We start from the raw sequence: 20,179 nt of genomic DNA, 5'->3' as shown, positions 1-20,179 counted from the left end.
CTATGACAGAAACGAGAAGGGTCATATTAGTAACAGACGGGGATGTTTATGCAGCTAAAACCATTGCGTATGCTGCAAAGCAGATCGGCGGGAGGTGCATCTCTCAGTCAAAAGGCAATCCAACTTTTTTAACGGGGCCTGAGATTGTGAAGTTAATATTGAAAACCCCTTACGACCCTGTTTTTGTCATGTTTGATGATTGCGGTTTATTGGAAGAGGGACCAGGTGAAAGAGCCATGAAGTACGTAGCGGAACATCCGCAGGTCGATGTGCTTGGTGTGATTGCAGTTGCCGCAAAAACGCACGGATCAGAGTGGACCAATATTGACGTTTCCATTGACCGTGACGGACTTATCTCTGAGTACGGAGTGGATAAAAGCGGAATCCGTGAATTTGAGGTAGGGAAAATGACTGGTGATACGGTGTATTGCCTGGACAAACTGGATGTACCTATCATAGTCGGCATTGGGGACATCGGTAAAATGTCCCGTAAAGACAGTTTAGATCATGGATCACCGATAACAATGAAGGCGGTAGAACTGATTCTTGAAAGGAGCGGCATGGCAGATGAGCGAAAACGTGAAACAAAAGACATCAATCTCTCCTAAGCTCGTTGTAAATGAGAATTATTTTAAAAATCATGTAGGGTTAAATCAGAGTTTTGACTTGGGTGTCCGTAAAATTACTGTGATGGGCATTGGCGTGAATCTGTATTATGTCAATGGACTTTGCGATACCTCCTACATCATTCAGCTTTTAAAAGAATTAATTGAGATAAATGATTATGAACACGAGAAGATGAAAGTAAACGAAATCGTCGAAAACCGCTTAGTGAATCAGCAGGTTCAAAGAATTAAAACGATCGATGAAGCCGTTGATCAAGTGCTGTCAGGCCTTGTCGTCTTTATGATTGAAGGGTGCGATTACGGGCTGGTTGTTGATGTAAGGAGCTATCCCGGCAGAAACCCTGAGGAACCGGATACTGAAAAAGTCGTAAGGGGATCAAGAGACGGATTTGTAGAGAATATCATAGTGAATACAGCGCTTATCCGAAGAAGAATCAGGGATGAACGCTTAAGGTATTCGATGATGAAGGTCGGTGAGCGCTCTAAAACGGATATCTGTCTTTGTTACATAGAAGATGTTGCTGACCCGAATTTGATAGAAGTTGTTAAAAAAGAGCTCGAAACAATTAAAATTGACGGTCTGACTATGGCGGATAAAACGGTGGAAGAATTTTTAGTTAAGCAGGGCTATAATCCTTATCCCCTTGTCAGATATACAGAGCGGGCAGATGTAGCAGCCAATCATTTATTAGAAGGCCATGTATTAATTATTGTGGATACATCGCCAAGTGTGATCATAACCCCGACAACCTTCTTCCATCACGTGCAGCATGCAGAAGAGTACCGCCAGGCGCCTGCTGTCGGAACGTTTTTAAGGTGGGTTCGTTTCCTTGGGATTATCGGTTCAATCCTTATCGTTCCCTTGTGGTTTATGTACGTGCTTCAGCCTTCTTTATTGCCGGAGAACATTGCCTATATCGGACCGAATGAGCAAAAGAATATACCCATTGTCGTTCAGATATTCATGGCCGATCTGGGGATCGAATTTTTAAGAATGGCCGCCATTCATACACCAACCGCTCTTTCTGTTGCGATGGGATTAATTGCAGCGGCATTGATCGGGCAAATTGCAATTGATGTAGGGCTCTTTGTACCGGAAGTTATTCTTTATGTGGCCATTGCTGCAATTGGCACGTTTGCTACTCCAAGCTATGAGCTCAGCATCGCCAATAAGATGATGCGGCTTGTTCTGCTGCTGTCAGTTGCTTTATTCAAGGCAGAAGGATTGGTCATTGGCGCAACCGTTATCTTTTTATTTCTGACACACATCCGGTCTCTGAATACGCCATACCTATGGCCATTCCTTCCATTTAATCCAAAAGCATTCTGGCAGATACTCATTCGCACGTCAGTTCCGGGAGCGAAAATCAGACCCAGTATTGTCCATCCTCAAAATGTAAGAAAACAGCCTAAGTAAGATTGAAAGTGCATGGCTTTTGTGATATTGTAAGTTTAATTTACCTGAAGGAAACGAATAAAAGGACAGTTGTTAAAGCCATGAGTCAGCGACTGTCTTTTTGTCCTTTTTACCCGAGATGAAAGAGGGAATGTTAAATTGTTCTTACATGGAAGCAGTAAAGTTAACGAGCGGAATCACCTGGAAATTGGCGGAGTTGATGCGGCCGAACTGGCATCGAAATATGGAACACCCCTGTACATCTATGATGTTGCGCTTATTCGCGACCGTGCGAGAAGCTTTAAGAATACATTTGAAAAGCTTGGAGTAAAAGCGCAGGTAGCCTATGCAAGCAAAGCCTTTTCATCCGTTGCGATGTTTCAGCTTGTTGAAGAAGAGGGATTATCACTGGATGTTGTTTCAGGGGGAGAGCTTTATACGGCTGTTACAGCGGGTTTCCCGGCCGATAGAATCCACTTTCATGGAAATAATAAGAGTAAAGAAGAATTAGAAATGGCGATCAAGCTGAAAATCGGCTGTATCGTGGTTGATAATTTTCACGAAATAGAGCTTCTGAAAGAACTTGCTGCACAAGAAAATACAGTCGTACCGATTCTGCTCAGGGTTACTCCTGGAGTTGAAGCGCATACGCATGATTATATTACAACAGGTCAAGAGGATTCAAAATTTGGGTTTGATCTGCAAAATGGCCAAGTGGAACGTGCAATGGAAAATGTTCTTTCTTCATCTGCCTTCAACATGCTCGGCTACCATTGCCACATTGGATCACAAATCTTTGATGCAACCGGTTTCGTTCTTGCTGCAGAAAAAATCTTCACTAAAGTCAGCTACTGGAGAGATACCTTCCAATATGAACCTAAAGTAGTGAACTTGGGCGGGGGGTTTGGCATCCGCTATACAGATGAGGATGAACCTCTTCCGGCTACTTATTATGTTGAAAAAATCGTTAAAAGCATAAAAGGTCTTGTGGCTGAAAGCGGCATTGAGATGCCGGAAATCTGGATTGAGCCGGGCCGTTCACTTGTTGGCGATGCCGGAACAACCATCTATTCCATCGGGTCTGAAAAAGAAGTGCCGAATATCCGCAAGTATGTATCTGTTGACGGCGGAATGAGCGACAACATTCGCCCTGCCCTCTATCAGGCAAAATATGAAGCGGCGCTTGCAAACCGCATGAATGATAAAAATGATGAGTCTGTTTCAATCGCAGGAAAATGCTGTGAAAGCGGCGATATGCTGATTTGGGATCTGCCGCTTCCAAAGGCCAACCCTGATGATCTGCTGGCTGTATTCTGTACAGGAGCATACGGATACTCCATGGCGAACAATTACAACCGTATTCCGCGTCCTCCGGTTGTTTTTGCAGAAAATGGAGAAGAACAGCTTGTGATTAAAAGAGAAACGTATCAGGATTTAGTTGCGCTTGATCTGCCTTTAAAATCAAAAGTGACCCAAAGTTAAGATGAAAAAAAGACGAGCCGGCCGGCTCGTCTTTTTTTACTGTTTATGCATTATCTTTATTGCTGAAAATGGAGATGATCGCATTCCATAGAGCGATAAAAAACTCCTTCAGCTGATCAAGGAAGTTTTGTCCTTCCTCTGAATCTATAAAGTTAGAAATCTTATCTTTTGCTTTATCAAGCTGCTGTCCGACTTGATCCCAGTCAACGTTGACTTCTTTCATTTTGTTAAATAATTCAACGAGACTGTTAATTTCTTCTTCTGACAGAGTAATGCCAAGGTCGCTTGCCGCTTTTTCAATTAATTCGCGGAATTCCGCATCTGTTTCCGGCACGCCATTATTTGCAATTTCTTCTTTGATTTTCGCCATTAGCGCACTTGCATTTTCTTCGCCGACTTTATCTCCAAGCTCTGCTGTTTTGACAAGCTCTTCGTTTGCCACCTGCTTGACTTCTTCTGGAATGGCTTCATCCGAAGTAACTTCGTATGCTTTTAATAATCCGGTCAGCGCTGCCGTTCCGGAAACTTCAAAAGGAGCTGTAACCTGTATTGTTGCATCCTTAACACCAGCTGTCATCAGGGCATTCAAGTACATTTCATCTGTTACCCAATTAATATTTTTTGTATCTACTTCAAGACCTGATCCGCTTTTTTCGATTGTAATGGCTGATGATGAAATCGCCTTTGTTCCAATCTGGGCTTTAGGAATGTAGTTTCCTAAATATTTATGTTCCTCTTCATTCGTCACTTCAATAACCTGTGAATTGTCATCAGCGCCCATCTCGCTAAGCATAGACTGCTTCTGCTCTTCTGTTAAGTTCTTTCCGAGTGTGATAATTTTATCTCCGGCAGCTGCATCTGCAAGCCCGATCGTCGGGAACGCAAATAATGCAAACGCCATAATAGAAACCAATATCTTTTTCAAAAAAAGACCTCCTTAGTTCATGACAGCAACCTTCATTATAGTATTTTTTTCTGATTGGCGACAGAGTTTTTTGGCTGTCGTATCTTCTTGGTGCGGCGGCAGACGATCTCCTTGGCTTTCTTGAACGTAATATAGTAGAATGAATAACGTTCAGTCTATTAGACGAAAAAAAGAAGCAGGAGGTTTCATACATATGAAAAAAGGTCAAATTACAATGGAAAACGGCGATCAACTAGTGATCGAATTTTATCCTGAGGCAGCACCAAAAACAGTTGAAAACTTTGAGAAGCTTGCAAACGAAGGCTTCTACAACGGAGTAAACTTCCACCGTGTTATTCCAGGCTTTGTTGCTCAAGGCGGAGACCCGACTGGAACAGGCGCTGGCGGCCCTGGCTACTCTATTAAATGTGAAACAGCTGGAAACCCTCACAAGCACGTAGCAGGAGCATTATCAATGGCTCATGCAGGAAAAGACACAGGCGGCAGCCAGTTCTTCATCGTTCACGAGCCGCAGCCTCATTTAAATGGCGTTCACACTGTTTTCGGCCAAGTGGTTGAAGGCATGGACAACATTTATAAAATCAAGCAAGGCGATGTTATGAAAGAAGTTAAAGTCTGGGAAGAATAAGCAAGGTTAAAGCTGTCCTTTGTGGGGCGGCTTTTTTATATGCTAAGTATTTATGTGGCAGCATGATGCCACATAAAAGTGCCAAGTTTCCTTAAGAACCGTAAGCGGGCGCTTGCGCTTTTTTTATTCGTAGAAAATTCAATTTTCGGCATTTGATGGAATTTTCTTCTTGTTATACGATGAAAAAAGGAGGTAATAACAAGTGAAAAATCTTTGCGAGTCAAAAGAGCTGCTGATGTACCGGAGGCTGAATAGCCGATTGGAACTGAACGCAGAAGAAGCAAATCATTATTTTAATCTTGAAAAAGGATTTGAAGGGGAGAAGAAATTTGAGATTTGGCTTAAACAGAATCGAGGCAGCGGAATTATTCTGAGTGACCTGCTGCTGCAAACGAACCATACAACTTATCAAATCGATTCTTTGTACCTCACGCCCCAAAAACTCTATTTGTTTGAAGTGAAGAACTTCGAAGGAGACTATCACCTGGAAAAAGAGAAATGGCTCACTTCAGTAAAAAAAGAAGTCAAAAACCCCTTGCTGCAGCTGAAGAGAAACGATACGCTGTTTAGAATCTTGATGCAGGAACACCACTTCCAATTTCCTGTGGAAGCCTTTCTGGTTTTTATCAATCCCCAATTTCACCTCTATCACGCACCGTCCTCACACCCTATCGTTTTTCATTCTCAATTGAACCGATTTGCAAAAACATTAAAAAAGAATAATGAGGGTACCATGAAAGGAATTCACTCGAAGCTTGCGGAGAAGCTTTTGGCACTTCATATGGAGGAATCTCCTTTTGAGCGCTTGCCTGAGTACGAGTATGGGGAGGTTGGGAAGGGGTAATATGCCGGTTATGCGGCACAATTTATACTTCATTCAGAAACTCTTATTTTCATTGCTCCACTTGCAAAACTACGGAAGCGTACACTCCTGCGATCCTGCGGGCAATTGAAGAATTTCAATTTCTCTTCCCGGAAAGAAAGCTGACTGTTGATCAGATTTGGGAATGGTGTCATCTAGTAAAATCGAAAAAGACGGTAAGGAAACTCTTAAATAATCATTTTTTAAAGGCAGGATAAGGCAAAGCTACATTTTATATACCTGGTGAGTAAAGAAAGATCATGTTTGCAATAATCAGAGGAATCGTACCCTCAAAAACCGGAAAACGATTTGGGTGGGTAGGCAAACGGCGGAATCTTACCATTAAAAACTGAGAAACGTTCTGGGAGGGTAAACAAACGTCGGAATCGTGCCCTCCAAAACCGAGAAACGATCTGGGAGGGTAAACAAACGTCGGAATCCCAAAACATCTCCCATAAGAAAATCAAGAGATTAAATCATTGCATTCTTTCAAATATCCCGATAAGATAGGATATAGGAAAATTTAATATTCATTGAATTCCTTCGGGGCAGGGTGAAATTCCCAACCGGCGGTGATAAAGCAAAAGCTTTTAAGTCCGTGACCCGGCTGCATTTATTGCGGGCGGTGGATCTAGTGAAAATCTGGAGCCGACAGTATAGTCTGGATGGGAGAAGGAACACAATGTGAACGCGCGGGTATTATTTTTCTGAAAAAACAGATGAATAGTACTCTTGTTTGGCATGCATATGTGACTGAAATCCCTTACAAAGCCCCAGGTATCTATTACCTTGGGCTTTTTATTTTTATTCTAAAGGGGGGCAGTGCATTGAAAGATCAGGATTATATGAAAGTGGCCCTTCAGCTCGCAGAACAAGGTTCTGGACAGACAAGTCCAAACCCGCTCGTTGGAGCTGTTATAGTGAAAAATGGACAGATCATTGGAATGGGCGCCCATTTAAAAGCAGGTGAACCTCATGCTGAAGTTCATGCTGTAAGAATGGCAGGCTCACAAGCTGAGGATTCAACCGTCTATGTGACGCTCGAGCCTTGCAGTCATCATGGAAAAACACCTCCGTGCGCTGACCTCCTCATCTCTTCAAAGGTGAAAAGAGTGGTTGTTGCAGCGGAAGACCCGAATCCGCTTGTAGCAGGAAGAGGAATGGAGAAGCTTCAAGCTGCTGGAATCGAAGTGGTTTCAGGAGTATTAAAAAACGAAGCAGAAGAGCTGAATAAAGTCTTTTTCCATTACATTCAAACGAAACGTCCTTTTGTAACACTAAAATGGGCGGGCAGCCTTGATGGAAAAACAGCTACTGTCACAGGTGAAAGCAAGTGGATAACAGGTGAATCCGCAAGGAAAGATGTTCACAAATACCGTGAACTTCACGATGCGATTTTAGCTGGCGTGGAAACTGTGATAAAAGATGATCCATCACTGACTTGCCGGCTTGAAAACCCCAAAAAGCAGCCAGTCAGGATTGTTTTGGATACGAACCTTAGAACACCGGAAACGGCTGCTTTGGTCAACGATGGTCTTTCACCTGTATGGATTATTACCGGCAGTGAAGTTTCTATTAAAAGGATAGAGTCTTTTCAAAAGAAAAACGCGGTTATCATTCAAATGAATACTCCGGCTATTGAGATAGATAATCTTCTACACCTGCTTGGAGAAAGAAACATCACATCGCTCTTCGTAGAGGGCGGCGCCACAGTTCATGGCAGTTTTATAAAAAGCGGGCTGTTCAATCAAGTGGTGAGTTATACTGCCCCGATGCTCATCGGCGGAAAAGAGGCCCCTCCTGCAGTAGCCGGTGCAGGCTTCAGCCGTATAAATGAGGCAATTCGACTAAGAATAAAAGAAACTGAGGTAATCGGAGATGATCTCAAAATAGTCTGTGTGAAAAAAGAGGGGTGATAGGGAATGTTTACCGGAATCATTGAGGAAATCGGCACAGTCGCGAGTATGCAGGGAAATGAGAATGCGATTGAAATGACCATACATGCAGAGAAAATTACAGATGATGTGAATCTTGGAGACAGTATTTCCGTTAATGGCGTTTGTTTAACAGTAACAGCCTACACTGCTGGATCGTTTACTGTGGATGTGATGCCCGAAACAGTCAAAGCAACTTCCCTGAATTCGCTGGGGCCTGGTTCATCCGTCAATCTGGAGCGGGCGATGTCCGCCAATGGACGCTTTGGTGGCCATTTTGTAACAGGGCATGTAGACGGCACCGGAATCATCATCCGCAAAAAGCCTTCAGCCAATGCGGTCTACTATGAGATCAAGGTGAGTAAAGAAATAACGTCAACATTAGTCATGAAAGGCTCCATAGCCATTGACGGCATCAGCCTAACCATATTTGGTTTAGAGGATGAAAAAGTAACGGTATCAATTATTCCCCACACCTTGTCTGAAACGGTGCTTGGAGGCAAAAAGGCAGGGGATACCGTAAATATCGAATGCGATATGCTCGGAAAATATGTCAAAAAGTTTGTGATGCAGTCAGACTCAAAATCTTCATCTTTAACACCGGATTTTCTAAAAGAAAATGGTTTTTATTAGAATGGGGGATCATCATGACATTTCATTCCATTAAAGAAGCGTTAGACGATTTAAAACTTGGAAAAACAGTCATCGTAGTAGATGATGAAGACCGCGAAAACGAAGGTGATTTTATTGCGCTGGCTGAGTATGCAACGCCTGAGGTCATTAACTTCATGATTAAGCACGGCAGAGGGCTTGTTTGTGTACCTCTGACAGAGGAATATGCTGAAAAGTTTAATTTTCATCCTATGGTAAATGACAATACAGATCCGCATGGCACTGCCTTTACGATCAGTATTGATTACAAAACAACCAAAACCGGAATCAGTGCGTCAGAACGCTCAGAAACCATTAAAGCTATTTTAAAAGAAGATGCAGAGCCGCTTGATTTTAAAAGACCCGGCCATATTTTCCCTCTCATTGCAAAAGAGGGCGGAGTTTTAAGAAGAGCAGGGCATACAGAGGCAGCGGTTGATCTGGCTAAACTCTGCGGAGTGAGCCCGGTCGGAGTAATTTGTGAAATTATTAAAGAAGATGGCGAAATGGCGCGGGTTCCTGATTTAATTGAAATTGCCAAAGAGCTTGATTTGAAAATGATTACCATCAAAGACTTGATTCATTACCGCAATATGTCAGATGCTCTCGTTAAGAGAGAAGCGGACATAAAACTTCCGACTGAATTCGGCATGTTCAGGGCAGTCGGATATTCAAATATCCTTGATGGTAAAGAACATATTGCCCTTGTTAAGGGGGAGATTTCAGAAGATAAGCCGACACTTGTCCGAGTTCATTCTGAATGTCTGACCGGAGATGTCTTTGGATCGAACCGGTGCGACTGCGGCCCGCAGCTGCATGCAGCGCTTGCTCAAATCGAGGAAGCCGGCAGCGGCATTCTCTTGTACATGAGACAAGAAGGCAGGGGAATCGGCCTGCTGAATAAAATGAAGGCTTATGCACTGCAGGAAGAAGGTTACGATACAGTAGAAGCCAATCACAAGCTTGGATTTGCAGATGATTTAAGAGAGTATGGGATAGGGGCTCAAATCTTAAGAGATCTTGGCGTTTCAGAAATGAAGCTGCTGACAAACAATCCTAGAAAAATTGCCGGACTTGAAGGGTATGGCCTTGCCGTAGTTGACCGCGTACCTATTCAAATGCCATCTAAGAAAGAAAATGAAGGCTACATGAAAACAAAGCATAGTAAACTTGGGCACTTACTAAACTTATAATCGGAGGAACTGTACATGAAAACATATGAAGGAAATTTAGTCGGATCAGGATTAAAAGTAGCGATCATCGTAGGAAGATTCAATGAGTTTATTACAAGCAAGCTTTTAAGCGGAGCAGTGGATGCTTTAAAACGCCACGGAGTAGAAGATGAAAATGTAGAGCTTGCATGGGTTCCTGGAGCATTTGAAATTCCGCTCGTTGCGAAAAAAATGGCTTCTACAAACAAATATGATGCAGTTATTACTCTTGGAACAGTCATAAGAGGTTCTACAACTCACTATGACTATGTCTGCAATGAAGCAGCGAAGGGAGTTTCTCAAGCTTCAATGTCTACAGGAGTACCGGTAATCTTCGGTGTCCTGACAACCGAATCAATCGAACAGGCGATTGAAAGAGCGGGAACAAAAGCTGGGAATAAAGGCTATGAAGCAGCGGTTGCGGCGATTGAAATGGCGAATTTAATGCGTACAATGGATTAATTTTAGGCAAAAGTGTTTAAAATAGGCGGAAAACTGTTTATAATGTTCTGAGGAGTGATTCTTCTTGAATCGAGATCAAAAAGATAAAGGAAGAAATCAGGAAAGAATTTTATTTTACATCATGATAGGCGCAAGTTTATTGTTTTTGCTTTCTCTAATCGGAAGGTTATTTCGTTAATGAGGGGTTCATATGTTAATTCGCTATAAGAAAAGCTTTGAAAAAATTGCAATGGGTCTTCTGTCTTTTATGCCAAATGAAAAAGATTTAAAACATTTGCAGCAGACGATGAAACAATATGAAACAGATGAGAAATGGCAGCTGTTTCTTTGGAAAGATGAAGATATCATTGGAACAATCGGAGTAGTGTTTCAGGATGATGATCACGTGAAGATTCAGCATGTAAGTGTGAACCCTTCGCATCGCCATCAGGGAATCGGCAAGAAAATGGTGACGGCATTAAAAGAACAGTACAAGACAAAAACAGTTATCCCAGACGAACATACAAAAGCATTTTTTGAGAAATGCACAGATTGCGATTAAAAAACAGATGAAGCATATGCTTCATCTGTTTTTTTTCTGATTGCGGATCAGGCTGCTCTTCCTTTCCGCAATCACATCACTCCGGTCCCGCATCGTATGCTTATGAATCAGGAATTCATCGGAGAGGTCGCTTGGATTCCCCCATTGAAGCTGATGCTTTGTGCAATATTCGATGCAAGTACGAAGGAGATCGCTGTCTTCAATCGGCAGATTCACACTTTCATATGGACGTTTGTTTTCGATGTCTTTGCTTTTTTTTCTTAAAAGTTCCGCCGTTTTCTCAGGATTTAAACCAAGGGAGAGGATAGCGTCTTTTTCCTGCTCCAATATGGCAAGGGCATTGGATATCATTCGGTGAGCGCCCTTCCAGTTGCCTCTTCTGTGATGATAAAGGCCGACCGCAATTTGGATCAGACCAACCCAGTATATCTTTCTCTGCCCGGGAGGATCTTTTTTCCAATATTCTTCAAGCACTTCATGGCATTCGAAGTAATCGCGGTCTCCGTGAAAATGAACAAGGTACTCTATATATGATTTCGGATACAAACCATCACCCCATTGTCTATGCTTATGTATTGATTAGTGTAGCATAAACTCTATGACTTGCCTTTATGAAACACAAAAAGTGCTCATGAAGAGCACCTTTTGAATGAAAATTAGTATAGCCAAGCTGCTCCAACAATAATCAGCAAAATAAACAATACAACGATTAATGCAAAGCCTGAACCGTAACCTTTATCTCCCATTTACTTGTTCCTCCTTAAGTATCTTGCATTTACATAAGTATCTTATGTGGGTTGTCATGTGTTTGTTTGGGCGTTTATCACAATTCTGGACTTTTTTTGAACCTGAGGACTTTTCCTCTCTGAAAATAAGTGTTGGAGATTGGAAGCAGAATGTTCTATACTATAGGGTAGCCGACATGAATGGTACAGAATGAAGTGGTGGGATGAAGTTGCAGTACAAAGTGAAAATTGACGCATTTGAAGGGCCGCTCGATCTTCTATTGCATTTAATCAATACGCTCGAGATTGATATATACGATATACCAGTAGCTGAAATTACAGAGCAGTATATGCTTTATATACATACGATGAAAGAACTCCAGCTTGATGTAGCTTCAGAATATTTAGTAATGGCGGCAACTCTGCTCTCCATCAAAAGCGGAATGCTGCTTCCAAAGCATGAGGAAGAGCTGGTGGAGGACGAATTTGGGTTTGAACCTGAGGAAGATCCGCGGGACGAACTGATGAGAAGGCTGATCGAATACAGAAAGTACAAAGAGGCGGCAGTTGATCTGAGACATATGGAAGAAGAACGTTCTCAGGTTTATACAAAACCCCCTAGCGATTTAAGTGAGTTTGCCGGTGAGCCTGTATTTGATAAAGAATCTATGAATGTATCAATCTACGATATGCTCGGTGCCTTCCAGAAGATGATGCGGAGAAAGAAGCTTCAGAAACCATTGCAGACAAGAGTTGCACGCCAGGAAATACCGATTGAAAAGAGAATGGATGAAATCCTTATGGAATTGAAGCGGAATCCAATGCGGCGAAAATTTACTGAGCTTTTTCCGTCCGATCAAAAGGATCACCTGGTTGTCACATTTCTTGCCATCTTGGAATTGATGAAAAAAAACAACATCATGATTGAACAAGAAGAAAATTTTTCTGATATTTATATTCTGGGGAGGTCTTAAAACCTTGGAGAAATGGAAATCCATCATTGAAGCTCTTCTATTTGCTGCAGGGGATGAAGGGCTGTCAATGAAACAGCTGACGTCCGTACTTGAAACAGAAGAGGGAACGATTTCTGAAGTCATACAGGAACTTCAGAATGATTACAAGAAAAAACAGCGCGGCATCGAATTGATTGAAGTGGCGGGAGTCTTTCAATTAACGACAAAAAAAAAGCATGCTGCCTATTTGAAAAAACTGGTTGAAACACCCAATCACACCGCACTATCTCAGGCAGCTCTTGAAATTCTGGCGATTGTCGCATACCGTCAGCCTATAACAAGGGCTGAAATCGAAGATATCCGCGGCGTAAAATCAGAGCGTCCGCTGCAGACACTGACTTCTAAAGTGCTTGTGAAAGAAGTGGGACGGGCTGAAGGAACAGGAAGAGCGATTTTATATGGAACGACAAAGGAATTCCTTGAATACTTCGGATTAAAAACGATAAAAGAACTTCCGCCGCTTCCTGAAAAAGATGATGATGACTCCTTTAATGAAGAAGCCGATCTCTTTTTTGAGAACTTTAATCAAACTTTTGAAGAAATCAAATAATTTACACAATAGCATCATGACCTATGATAAAATAGAGGAGAACGGGACAAAGGAATATCTTTGTTCCTTTTTTTGAATGAAAAACGCATAGGGGTGCTTGTCAGGTGATTATAAAAAATGGCAGAGGGTATGAATTAGTAAAAGAGATGCCGAATACATCCGAAGATTTTTTTAACCGCTCTGAAATCACAATTGTGTCAAAAAAGATGGAGAAAACATTTTATGTTTTGTATGTGAGGTATTTCGAAGACAAATTCAGAGAACAAAATCCTTTTCTCTTTGAAGGGTCGGACCTGAGCATTAAAGACGTAATGGCACTGATATGCATCATTCAAAACGAAACACTTTTAGAGCGCAAAAGGCTCTATCTGAACACAGAAGAAGAATTTCTCATGTATCTTCAGGGAATCGACCTTCGTGCAGCTATTGAATTGATTCCGGAGATGAACCGAAATCAGACGATGAAATGGTCAGAAGTTGTTCAAAAGCTAAAAACACCCATACATAAAAAATAGCTTAAGAATTTGAAAGGATGTGTTTCAATGGGAAATATGATCGTAAAAGCACAAACAGAACAAGTTGAAGTATTTTTAGGAAACGTCGTAAAGGAGCTGAATACGTTTTTAAATCATGCAACGATTTCATCATTTTTGGATGAAACAGCAGGGGATGAGACGTATTATGAGGATCTTTTCCGTAATTTGAGAAGACTTTCTGTTTATTGCGAAGAGGGGCTTGAAGCTTGTCACATTGTTCTTCAAAATGAGCCTTTCAGAAAGCCGGCAGCTGAAAAAGCTCTATATAAAATTTATCATCAGTGCATTGAAGAATTTTATAATCCGAAAAATGATGTTTGGTATGAAGACAGCAGATCTGCCTATACCGGCAAAAATGCAATCAAATACCGCCACACGGCTCCAGAATCACTTAAGGTCATGATTGCCTCTCTAGAAAGCGGTTTTCAGGAAATCCGCGAGGAACTCGAGTATTACGAGACAGATTACCGTACGAAAATGATCCAGTCGAAATAAAAGTCTGATTTCGCATGATTGTTGTTTTTGATAATAAATGTTGCCTTTCCGCGGTCCGGCTGGGAGCCTCCTCGGCTATGCCTGTGGGGTCTCCCATTTCCCTCTATTTCCCGCAGGAGTCAAGTTCCTGCAGCGTAGATCCACTTAAGGGTATAAACATTTAATCTAAAAGCAACAAAGTTTATAAAAAGACCCAAATAAAAAAATGGCAGCTGTTCTGTTACTCACAGAGCGGCTGTTTTTTTATGTCTTCCTGCTGATTCATCCCTGTTTCCCCCTGCAGTTTTTCAAATTTAACGTTCATAACCTTTGTCCATCCGCATAAACTTGTACAAAACAATAAAAGGACGTGGGTGTTATGCGGCAATGGAAACAGATAGCAGCGATCGTACTCATCTTCTTCTTGCTGATTTCAGGATTGCCTCGCCATTCTTCTGCTGAAATGGGCGTAAGTGCAAGAAGTGCGATATTAATTGAACAGGAATCCGGCAGAGTCCTATTTGAGAAAGACGCCCATGCAAAAAGAAGAATTGCCAGCATAACAAAGATTATGACAGCGATTCTTGCAATTGAATCCGGAAAAATGGACGAGAAGGCAACGGTAAGCAATCGTGCGATACATACAGAGGGTTCTGCGGTCTATTTGCAAGAAGGAGAGAAAATTAAGCTTGAAGATCTTGTATATGGATTGATGCTCCGTTCAGGAAATGATGCAGCTGTTGCCATTGCTGAACATGTGGGAGGCAGCGTTGAGGGATTTGTCCATTTAATGAATCAAAAAGCTGCTGAAATCGGTATGATGAATACGGAGTTTGCCAATCCGCATGGTTTGGATGATCACGAAAATCACTATTCGTCAGCTTATGATATGGCGATCCTGACAAGGTACGCAATGGAAAATCCGATGTATCAAAAAATTTCCGGAACAAAGGTTCATCGTGCACCAAATCCGAATGAACAATGGGACCGTGTATGGAGAAATAAGAATAAGCTGCTGACTAGTCTATATGAGTACAGCACCGGAGGGAAAACAGGCTATACCAAAAGAGCGAAACGCACACTCGTTTCCACAGCTCAAAAAAATGGCATGAATCTCGTCGCTGTGACTATTGATGCATCAGATGATTGGAATGATCATATTGAAATGTTTAACATGGCGTTCAGCAAATATGATTTATTCAAAATTAAAGAATCTGGTACGTTAAAAAAGATAGATATTAAAGATAAAATCTATAAAAATAAGCTTTTTATAAAAAGAGATGTGTTTTATCCATTAACAGAGGACGAAGAAGACGACCTTAGAATTGATGTCTCCATAGTAAAACCGGAAAAAAGCTGGAAGGACCCGGAGGATGTTCCGAACGTTGTGGGAAAAATGACGATTATAGTTGATGATGAAAGAGTGGATGAAGTGCCCATTTATTATGATAATGGTTTGACAAATAAACCAAACGCCTCGCTGTGGGAGAAATTCCGCAAGCTGTTTTTCATTAGGGCAGGCTTGAGCAATCATGATTAATATTATTTGGGTTGGGCTGACTGTCATCGGCATCGTCTTTGCCATGATCAATGGAACGATGGAACAAGTGAATGCTGCTGTTTTCAAAGGTGCAAAAGATGCTGTAACCATCAGCATCGGACTGATCAGTGTCCTTGTATTCTGGCTCGGACTGATGAAGGTTGCTGAAAAAGCAGGTTTGCTTGAAAAGCTTGGGCAGCTCTTTAAGCCATTCGTAAAAAGACTTTTCCCGGAAATTCCTGCAGATCATCCGGCAATGGGCTATATTTTGTCAAACATGATTGCCAATCTTTTCGGACTTGGGAATGCGGCAACTCCGCTTGGCATCAAAGCAATGGAACAGATGAAAAAATTAAATGGAGACAAACCTGAAGCAAGCAGGTCTATGATTACTTTTCTTGCCGTGAACACGTCCAGTATTACCTTAATTCCAACGACCGTTATTGCCGTCAGGATGACATACGGTTCTAAATCTCCAACAGATATTGTCGGCCCCACTTTGCTTGCGACGATTATTTCAGCGATTGGCGCTATTTTGATAGACCGCTATTTCTATCATAGAAGAATGCGAAAGGAGAAAAAATAGGATGGCAATGATCAGTTTAATCTCTTTATGGATGATCCCGCTGATCATCGGGTTCATTCTATTATATGGGACGTTCAAAAAAGTGCCTACGTACGAAACGTTTGTAGAGGGCGGAAAAGAAGGAATTGATATTGCGTTTTCAATTATTCCTTATTTAGTGGGCATGCTAGTTGCGATTACGATTTTCAGGGCTTCAGGAGCTCTTGAATTTTTTGTGGGGATGATGAAACCGGCTCTGGATGCCATCAGTGTTCCAAGCGAGATCGTTCCCCTCGCATTTATCAGGCCTATTTCAGGAACAGCAGCACTTGGTATGACTACAGATCTGATTGCAGCTTACGGACCTGATTCGTTTATTGGGAGACTTGCGGCCGTCATGCAGGGTAGCACAGATACAACCTTGTATATTCTGACGGTCTATTTCGGGGCTGTAGGAGTTAAAAAAATGGGGGATGCTCTTAAAGTCGGTCTGCTTGCTGACCTTATGGGAATTATTGCTTCAATCGTCATTGTTATGATGCTATTTTAATTTCGCTGTTTTCGCATTGATTGTAGTTTTTGGATATTTAATTCCGCTGAAGGCAATTACTTTCTGCTGTCCGGCTGGGAGCCTCTATTCCCGCAGGAGTCAAGTGCCTTCCGCTGCAATCCACTCAAGGTTTATAACCATTTTTTCTAAGAGCAGCAAACTTTAATTTTATTGACGGGACTCAAGCCTGGCAGGAGTCCTCTTTTTTTTGGAATGAAATATTTTTGTCTCATTGTTCATGTTTTTGTGAGATAATAAGGCTTCATGCATTTTTTATAGAGGTTCACTTTATTTTATATGAAAGCAAATAATTTTGCGCATTGATGTAAAACTTCAGCACCTGACTCATCGGTCAGAACAGATCCGTAAAAAAGTCAAACCCGGACTTTTCTGCCGGATCCTTATCTGCCATGCCTGCGCTGACGATTTAATGAGAACTTGTATAAAAAAATGATAAGAAGTAAGATGTTAACGAGGTGAAAGAAATGGAACGTTTACAAAAAGTGATAGCTCATGCAGGTCTTGCATCAAGAAGAAAAGCAGAGGAGCTTATATTAGAAGGAAAAGTGACCGTCAACGGGAAAGTCGTAAGGGAGCTTGGCGTTAAAGTTTCTGGAAATGACCGTGTTGAAGTTGCAGGAGTTCCTGTTGAAAAGGAAGAGCCAGTTTATTTTATCCTATACAAACCGCGCGGTGTAATATCTTCTGCCATTGATGATAAAGGAAGAAAAACAGTCACAGACTTTTTTCCGCAGATTAAAGAACGCATTTATCCGGTTGGCCGGCTTGATTACGATACTTCCGGCATCTTAATCATGACAAACGACGGTGATTTTGCCAATCTTCTTATGCATCCAAGCAATCAAGTAGAGAAAACATATGTAGCCAAAGTGAAAGGAATTCCGCTTCGTGAAAAGCTGAAGTCGCTAGAAAAGGGCATTATGCTCGAAGACGGGAAAACAGCTCCTGCCAAAGTGAAGTTTGTGTCACTCGACAAAAAGAAGGAAACAAGCATTATTGAACTGACGATTCATGAAGGCAGAAACCGTCAAGTCCGCCGCATGTTCGAGGCGATTGGACATCCTGTACTGAAACTAAAGCGCGAAACATATGCATTCTTGGACCTGAAAGGGCTGAAAACAGGAGATGCGCGTGAATTATCTCCGCATGAAGTCAAACAGCTCAGATCACTTGCCAAGTTTGGAAAGTAAGCCCTTAATTTTCACATAAACTTCAAATTATCAAGAAAATGTTTGAAATAAACAGTGATATAATGAGTTGAAATGTATGAGGATATGGGAGAGTTTTTTATGAAAAAAAGACGTTTGCTCATGAGGTCGATTATTCTGTCAGTGCTGGTTGCAGCACTTGGATATACGTTATACACAAATTTTTTCTCAAGCAAGGAAAAGGTAAAAGTTGGAAGCGATGCCCCTGATTTTGTTTTAACAGACATTAACGGGGACAAGCATCAGCTTTCAGATTATAAAGGGAAGGGCGTTTTCCTGAACTTTTGGGGAACTTGGTGCGAACCGTGCAAACGCGAAATGCCCTACATGCAAAATCAGTATGATTATTATAAAGAACAAGGTGTAGAGGTGCTTGCCGTCAACATCGCTGAGTCAAAGATTGCCGTACAGAATTTTACGGATACATATGATTTATCTTTTCCTGTCGTCCTCGATAAGGACCGGCAAGTGTTAGAAGCATACGGTGTTGTCCCTCTTCCGACTACATTTCTGATAGATAAAGATGGAAAAGTAGCTGAAATAATCACGGGCCAGATGAACGAGCGGATGGTCAGGGATTATATGGAATCAATCAAGCCGTAAACGGGGAGTTTTCATCATGAATGAAGTGAAATGCAAGTGCGGACACAATAATCCGCACGGAACGATTCTTTGTGAATCCTGCGGTCGTCCTGCCGGGGAAACGGACAGGAATAATCAGGCTGCTCCTGACAAGCTATTGGATATGAAATATGATGGGAGTGCAAGACGCTCACAGACCTATAAGAAAACGCCAATCGATAAGATATGGAACTTCTTCTCATCTGTAAAAGTCGGAATATGGATTATTGTCCTGATCTTAATTGCTTCTGCAATTGGGACGATTCTGCCGCAGGTCATGTACATTCCGCCGAATGTAACGCCTGAACAGTTTTACCGCGAGGAGTACGGTGTAATTGGTCAGCTGTATTACCAAATGGGGTTTCATGAACTATTCAGCTCGTGGTGGTACATGGTTTTAATTGGAGCGCTGGCTGCTTCATTGGTTATTGCAAGCTTAGACCGGTTTGTTCCGCTCTATCGGGCGCTGAAAAAACAAGGTGTCACCAGGCATGAAAGCTTTATGAGAAGACAGCGGTTATTCAGCGAAACAGCTTCTGTTATGAATACGGAAGAACAGCTTGAAGCCATTAAAGATAAGTTAAAGAGAAAACGCTATCATGTCCGAGTGGAAAATGGCAATCTCCTTGCTGAGAAAAATCGTTTTTCAAGATGGGGTCCTTATGTCAATCATATCGGTTTGATCATCTTTTTGTTTGGAGCGATGCTCAGGTTTGTTCCTGGCATGTATGTGGATGATGTCATTTGGATACGCGAAGGGGAAACGAACGTCATTCCTGGTACAGAAGGAAAATATTTTCTCAAGAGCGAAAAGTTTGTGATGGAAACATACAAAAAAGACAGCGAAGATGAAGTCTTCCAGGATGCTATTACTAGAGTAGGTGATGGAAGCGTTGCTAAGAATTATCAGACAAACGTCACTTTGTACGAAAGACAAGGCGAAGCAGTCCTTGGTGAAGAGCCTGAGCTTAAGAAGATAAAGGATGAGCAAATCAAAGTGAATCAGCCGCTTAAGCATGATTCATACGCTTTGTATCAAGTTGATTTCAAATTAAATGAATTGAACAAAATGACATTTAGTTTAGTAGACAAAGAGACCGAGGAAAACTTTGGACAGCTGACAATCGACTTGCTTGATCCTCAAAAAGAATTTGATTTGGGCAATGGCTATAAAGTAGAAGTGGCAAGCTACCTTCCTGATTTTTATTTTAACAGCGAGGGAGAACCTGCTACGAAAACGAGAATACCGGATAATCCTGCTTTTGTATTTAAAATGATTTCTCCACATAAACCTGAAGGCGAAACAAGCTTCGTAGCCATTCAGCAGACAATTGAACCAAACGAAGACAATCAGCTGAAAATGAAGTTTGAGGGCGTGGAAACAAAGAATCTCTCAGCTCTTACTGTGCGCAAAGACAATACTCTTTGGTTTCTTGGACTTGGCGGAGCCATTTTCATGATCGGTGTCACCCAGGGCATGTATTGGAATCATCGCCGCATTTGGATCAGACGAAGCGGAGATGGGATTCTTCTTGCAGCGCATACAAATAAGAACTGGTACGGAATTAAAAATGAGATTGATACGGTCCTTGAGGGCACGCAAATTGAAAAGCTGAAGGATCAGTCAGACGAGAAATAAGACAGATCATAGAGGAGGA

23 protein-coding genes and 1 riboswitch are annotated in these 20,179 nt (G+C 41.8%); of the genes, 20 read left to right on the top strand and 3 right to left on the bottom strand.

The window, feature by feature from the left end:
* The first annotated feature begins 2 nt into the window (after positions 1 to 2).
* From spoVAEA to lysA, 3 genes are all read left to right on the top strand, one after another.
* Entirely contained in the window at positions 3 to 608 is a 606-nt protein-coding gene (gene spoVAEA / locus GJU41_RS16260) for a stage V sporulation protein SpoVABEA (RefSeq protein ID WP_070877606.1), read from the top strand.
* Positions 568 to 2,043, top strand: a complete 1,476-nt coding sequence (locus GJU41_RS16255) for a spore germination protein (protein ID WP_070877605.1) — start codon at positions 568 to 570, stop codon at positions 2,041 to 2,043. Before spoVAEA ends, GJU41_RS16255 begins: the two co-directional genes overlap by 41 nt.
* A 138-nt stretch (positions 2,044 to 2,181) precedes the next feature.
* On the top strand, positions 2,182 to 3,504 hold the full coding sequence (lysA, locus tag GJU41_RS16250) for a diaminopimelate decarboxylase (protein WP_070877604.1): 1,323 nt from the start codon (positions 2,182 to 2,184) through the stop codon (positions 3,502 to 3,504).
* Between the two features lie 43 nt (positions 3,505 to 3,547).
* Here lysA and GJU41_RS16245 read toward each other — a convergent pair whose 3' ends face one another.
* Positions 3,548 to 4,429: a DUF1002 domain-containing protein gene (locus GJU41_RS16245; protein ID WP_070877603.1), complete on the bottom strand. Its 882-nt coding sequence runs from the start codon at positions 4,427 to 4,429 to the stop codon at positions 3,548 to 3,550.
* 193 nt (positions 4,430 to 4,622) lie between these two features.
* Between GJU41_RS16245 and GJU41_RS16240 the strand changes: the two genes are divergently transcribed.
* The 7 genes from GJU41_RS16240 (at position 4,623) to GJU41_RS16210 (ending at position 10,718) form a co-directional block, all read left to right on the top strand.
* Positions 4,623 to 5,057 (top strand): peptidylprolyl isomerase, encoded by a 435-nt coding sequence (locus GJU41_RS16240; protein ID WP_070877602.1) that lies wholly within the window; start codon positions 4,623 to 4,625, stop codon positions 5,055 to 5,057.
* Positions 5,058 to 5,259: 202 nt separating this feature from the next.
* The gene (locus GJU41_RS16235) at positions 5,260 to 5,901 is read left to right on the top strand and encodes a nuclease-related domain-containing protein (protein WP_154319106.1); all 642 of its coding nucleotides are present in this window, start codon (positions 5,260 to 5,262) and stop codon (positions 5,899 to 5,901) included.
* Between the two features lie 553 nt (positions 5,902 to 6,454).
* Positions 6,455 to 6,600: riboswitch (FMN riboswitch) on the top strand.
* Positions 6,601 to 6,746: 146 nt separating this feature from the next.
* On the top strand, positions 6,747 to 7,835 hold the full coding sequence (ribD, locus tag GJU41_RS16230; RefSeq protein ID WP_070877638.1) for a bifunctional diaminohydroxyphosphoribosylaminopyrimidine deaminase/5-amino-6-(5-phosphoribosylamino)uracil reductase RibD: 1,089 nt from the start codon (positions 6,747 to 6,749) through the stop codon (positions 7,833 to 7,835).
* A gap of 6 nt (positions 7,836 to 7,841) precedes the next feature.
* The gene (ribE, locus tag GJU41_RS16225) at positions 7,842 to 8,486 is read left to right on the top strand and encodes a riboflavin synthase (protein WP_070877601.1); all 645 of its coding nucleotides are present in this window, start codon (positions 7,842 to 7,844) and stop codon (positions 8,484 to 8,486) included.
* A 14-nt stretch (positions 8,487 to 8,500) separates the two neighbouring features.
* Complete coding sequence (locus GJU41_RS16220) at positions 8,501 to 9,697, top strand: bifunctional 3,4-dihydroxy-2-butanone-4-phosphate synthase/GTP cyclohydrolase II (RefSeq protein WP_070877600.1); 1,197 nt, start codon at positions 8,501 to 8,503, stop codon at positions 9,695 to 9,697.
* Positions 9,698 to 9,712: 15 nt separating this feature from the next.
* Positions 9,713 to 10,177, top strand: coding sequence for a 6,7-dimethyl-8-ribityllumazine synthase (ribH, locus tag GJU41_RS16215; RefSeq protein WP_070877599.1), 465 nt, complete (start codon positions 9,713 to 9,715; stop codon positions 10,175 to 10,177).
* A gap of 190 nt (positions 10,178 to 10,367) precedes the next feature.
* Positions 10,368 to 10,718, top strand: a complete 351-nt coding sequence (locus tag GJU41_RS16210) for a GNAT family N-acetyltransferase (RefSeq protein WP_070877598.1) — start codon at positions 10,368 to 10,370, stop codon at positions 10,716 to 10,718.
* 21 nt (positions 10,719 to 10,739) lie between these two features.
* Here the strand turns inward: GJU41_RS16210 and GJU41_RS16205 are convergent, their stop codons facing one another.
* The gene (locus GJU41_RS16205) at positions 10,740 to 11,264 is read right to left on the bottom strand and encodes a DUF309 domain-containing protein (protein ID WP_070877597.1); all 525 of its coding nucleotides are present in this window, start codon (positions 11,262 to 11,264) and stop codon (positions 10,740 to 10,742) included.
* A gap of 110 nt (positions 11,265 to 11,374) precedes the next feature.
* Positions 11,375 to 11,464, bottom strand: a complete 90-nt coding sequence (locus tag GJU41_RS16200) for a YjcZ family sporulation protein (RefSeq protein ID WP_070877596.1) — start codon at positions 11,462 to 11,464, stop codon at positions 11,375 to 11,377.
* 209 nt (positions 11,465 to 11,673) lie between these two features.
* On the opposite strand from GJU41_RS16200, the gene GJU41_RS16195 reads away from it, so the two are divergent.
* The 10 genes from GJU41_RS16195 to resB all read left to right on the top strand — a co-directional run bounded on the left by GJU41_RS16195 (position 11,674) and on the right by resB (position 20,160).
* Positions 11,674 to 12,417, top strand: a complete 744-nt coding sequence (locus tag GJU41_RS16195; protein ID WP_487247388.1) for a segregation/condensation protein A — start codon at positions 11,674 to 11,676, stop codon at positions 12,415 to 12,417.
* A 4-nt stretch (positions 12,418 to 12,421) separates the two neighbouring features.
* A complete protein-coding gene (scpB, locus tag GJU41_RS16190) occupies positions 12,422 to 13,006 on the top strand; it encodes an SMC-Scp complex subunit ScpB (protein ID WP_070877594.1) in 585 nt (194 codons plus the stop codon).
* A gap of 104 nt (positions 13,007 to 13,110) precedes the next feature.
* Positions 13,111 to 13,521 carry a hypothetical protein gene (locus GJU41_RS16185; protein ID WP_070877593.1) on the top strand — a complete coding sequence of 137 codons (411 nt, stop codon included), beginning with the start codon at positions 13,111 to 13,113 and terminating at the stop codon, positions 13,519 to 13,521.
* Between the two features lie 27 nt (positions 13,522 to 13,548).
* Positions 13,549 to 14,037 (top strand): YpuI family protein, encoded by a 489-nt coding sequence (locus GJU41_RS16180; RefSeq protein ID WP_070877592.1) that lies wholly within the window; start codon positions 13,549 to 13,551, stop codon positions 14,035 to 14,037.
* Between the two features lie 358 nt (positions 14,038 to 14,395).
* Positions 14,396 to 15,556 (top strand): D-alanyl-D-alanine carboxypeptidase family protein, encoded by a 1,161-nt coding sequence (locus GJU41_RS16175; protein WP_154319105.1) that lies wholly within the window; start codon positions 14,396 to 14,398, stop codon positions 15,554 to 15,556.
* The gene (locus tag GJU41_RS16170) at positions 15,549 to 16,142 is read left to right on the top strand and encodes a nucleoside recognition domain-containing protein (protein WP_070877590.1); all 594 of its coding nucleotides are present in this window, start codon (positions 15,549 to 15,551) and stop codon (positions 16,140 to 16,142) included. The genes GJU41_RS16175 and GJU41_RS16170 overlap by 8 nt, the downstream gene beginning before the upstream one ends.
* Before the next feature lies 1 nt (position 16,143).
* Entirely contained in the window at positions 16,144 to 16,671 is a 528-nt protein-coding gene (locus GJU41_RS16165; RefSeq protein ID WP_070877589.1) for a spore maturation protein, read from the top strand.
* A gap of 485 nt (positions 16,672 to 17,156) precedes the next feature.
* A complete protein-coding gene (gene rluB / locus GJU41_RS16160; RefSeq protein WP_070877588.1) occupies positions 17,157 to 17,882 on the top strand; it encodes a 23S rRNA pseudouridine(2605) synthase RluB in 726 nt (241 codons plus the stop codon).
* 99 nt (positions 17,883 to 17,981) lie between these two features.
* Complete coding sequence (gene resA, locus GJU41_RS16155; protein ID WP_070877587.1) at positions 17,982 to 18,503, top strand: thiol-disulfide oxidoreductase ResA; 522 nt, start codon at positions 17,982 to 17,984, stop codon at positions 18,501 to 18,503.
* A 16-nt stretch (positions 18,504 to 18,519) separates the two neighbouring features.
* Positions 18,520 to 20,160, top strand: a complete 1,641-nt coding sequence (gene resB / locus GJU41_RS16150; RefSeq protein ID WP_070877586.1) for a cytochrome c biogenesis protein ResB — start codon at positions 18,520 to 18,522, stop codon at positions 20,158 to 20,160.
* Positions 20,161 to 20,179: the final 19 nt, after the last annotated feature.

Source organism: Metabacillus idriensis, from assembly GCF_009674765.1.
In the GTDB taxonomy this organism is placed as follows: domain Bacteria; phylum Bacillota; class Bacilli; order Bacillales; family Bacillaceae; genus Bacillus_P; species Bacillus_P idriensis.
The sequence above is the reverse complement of the archived record's forward strand: the minus strand, read 5'-3'. Positions and strand labels throughout refer to the sequence as shown.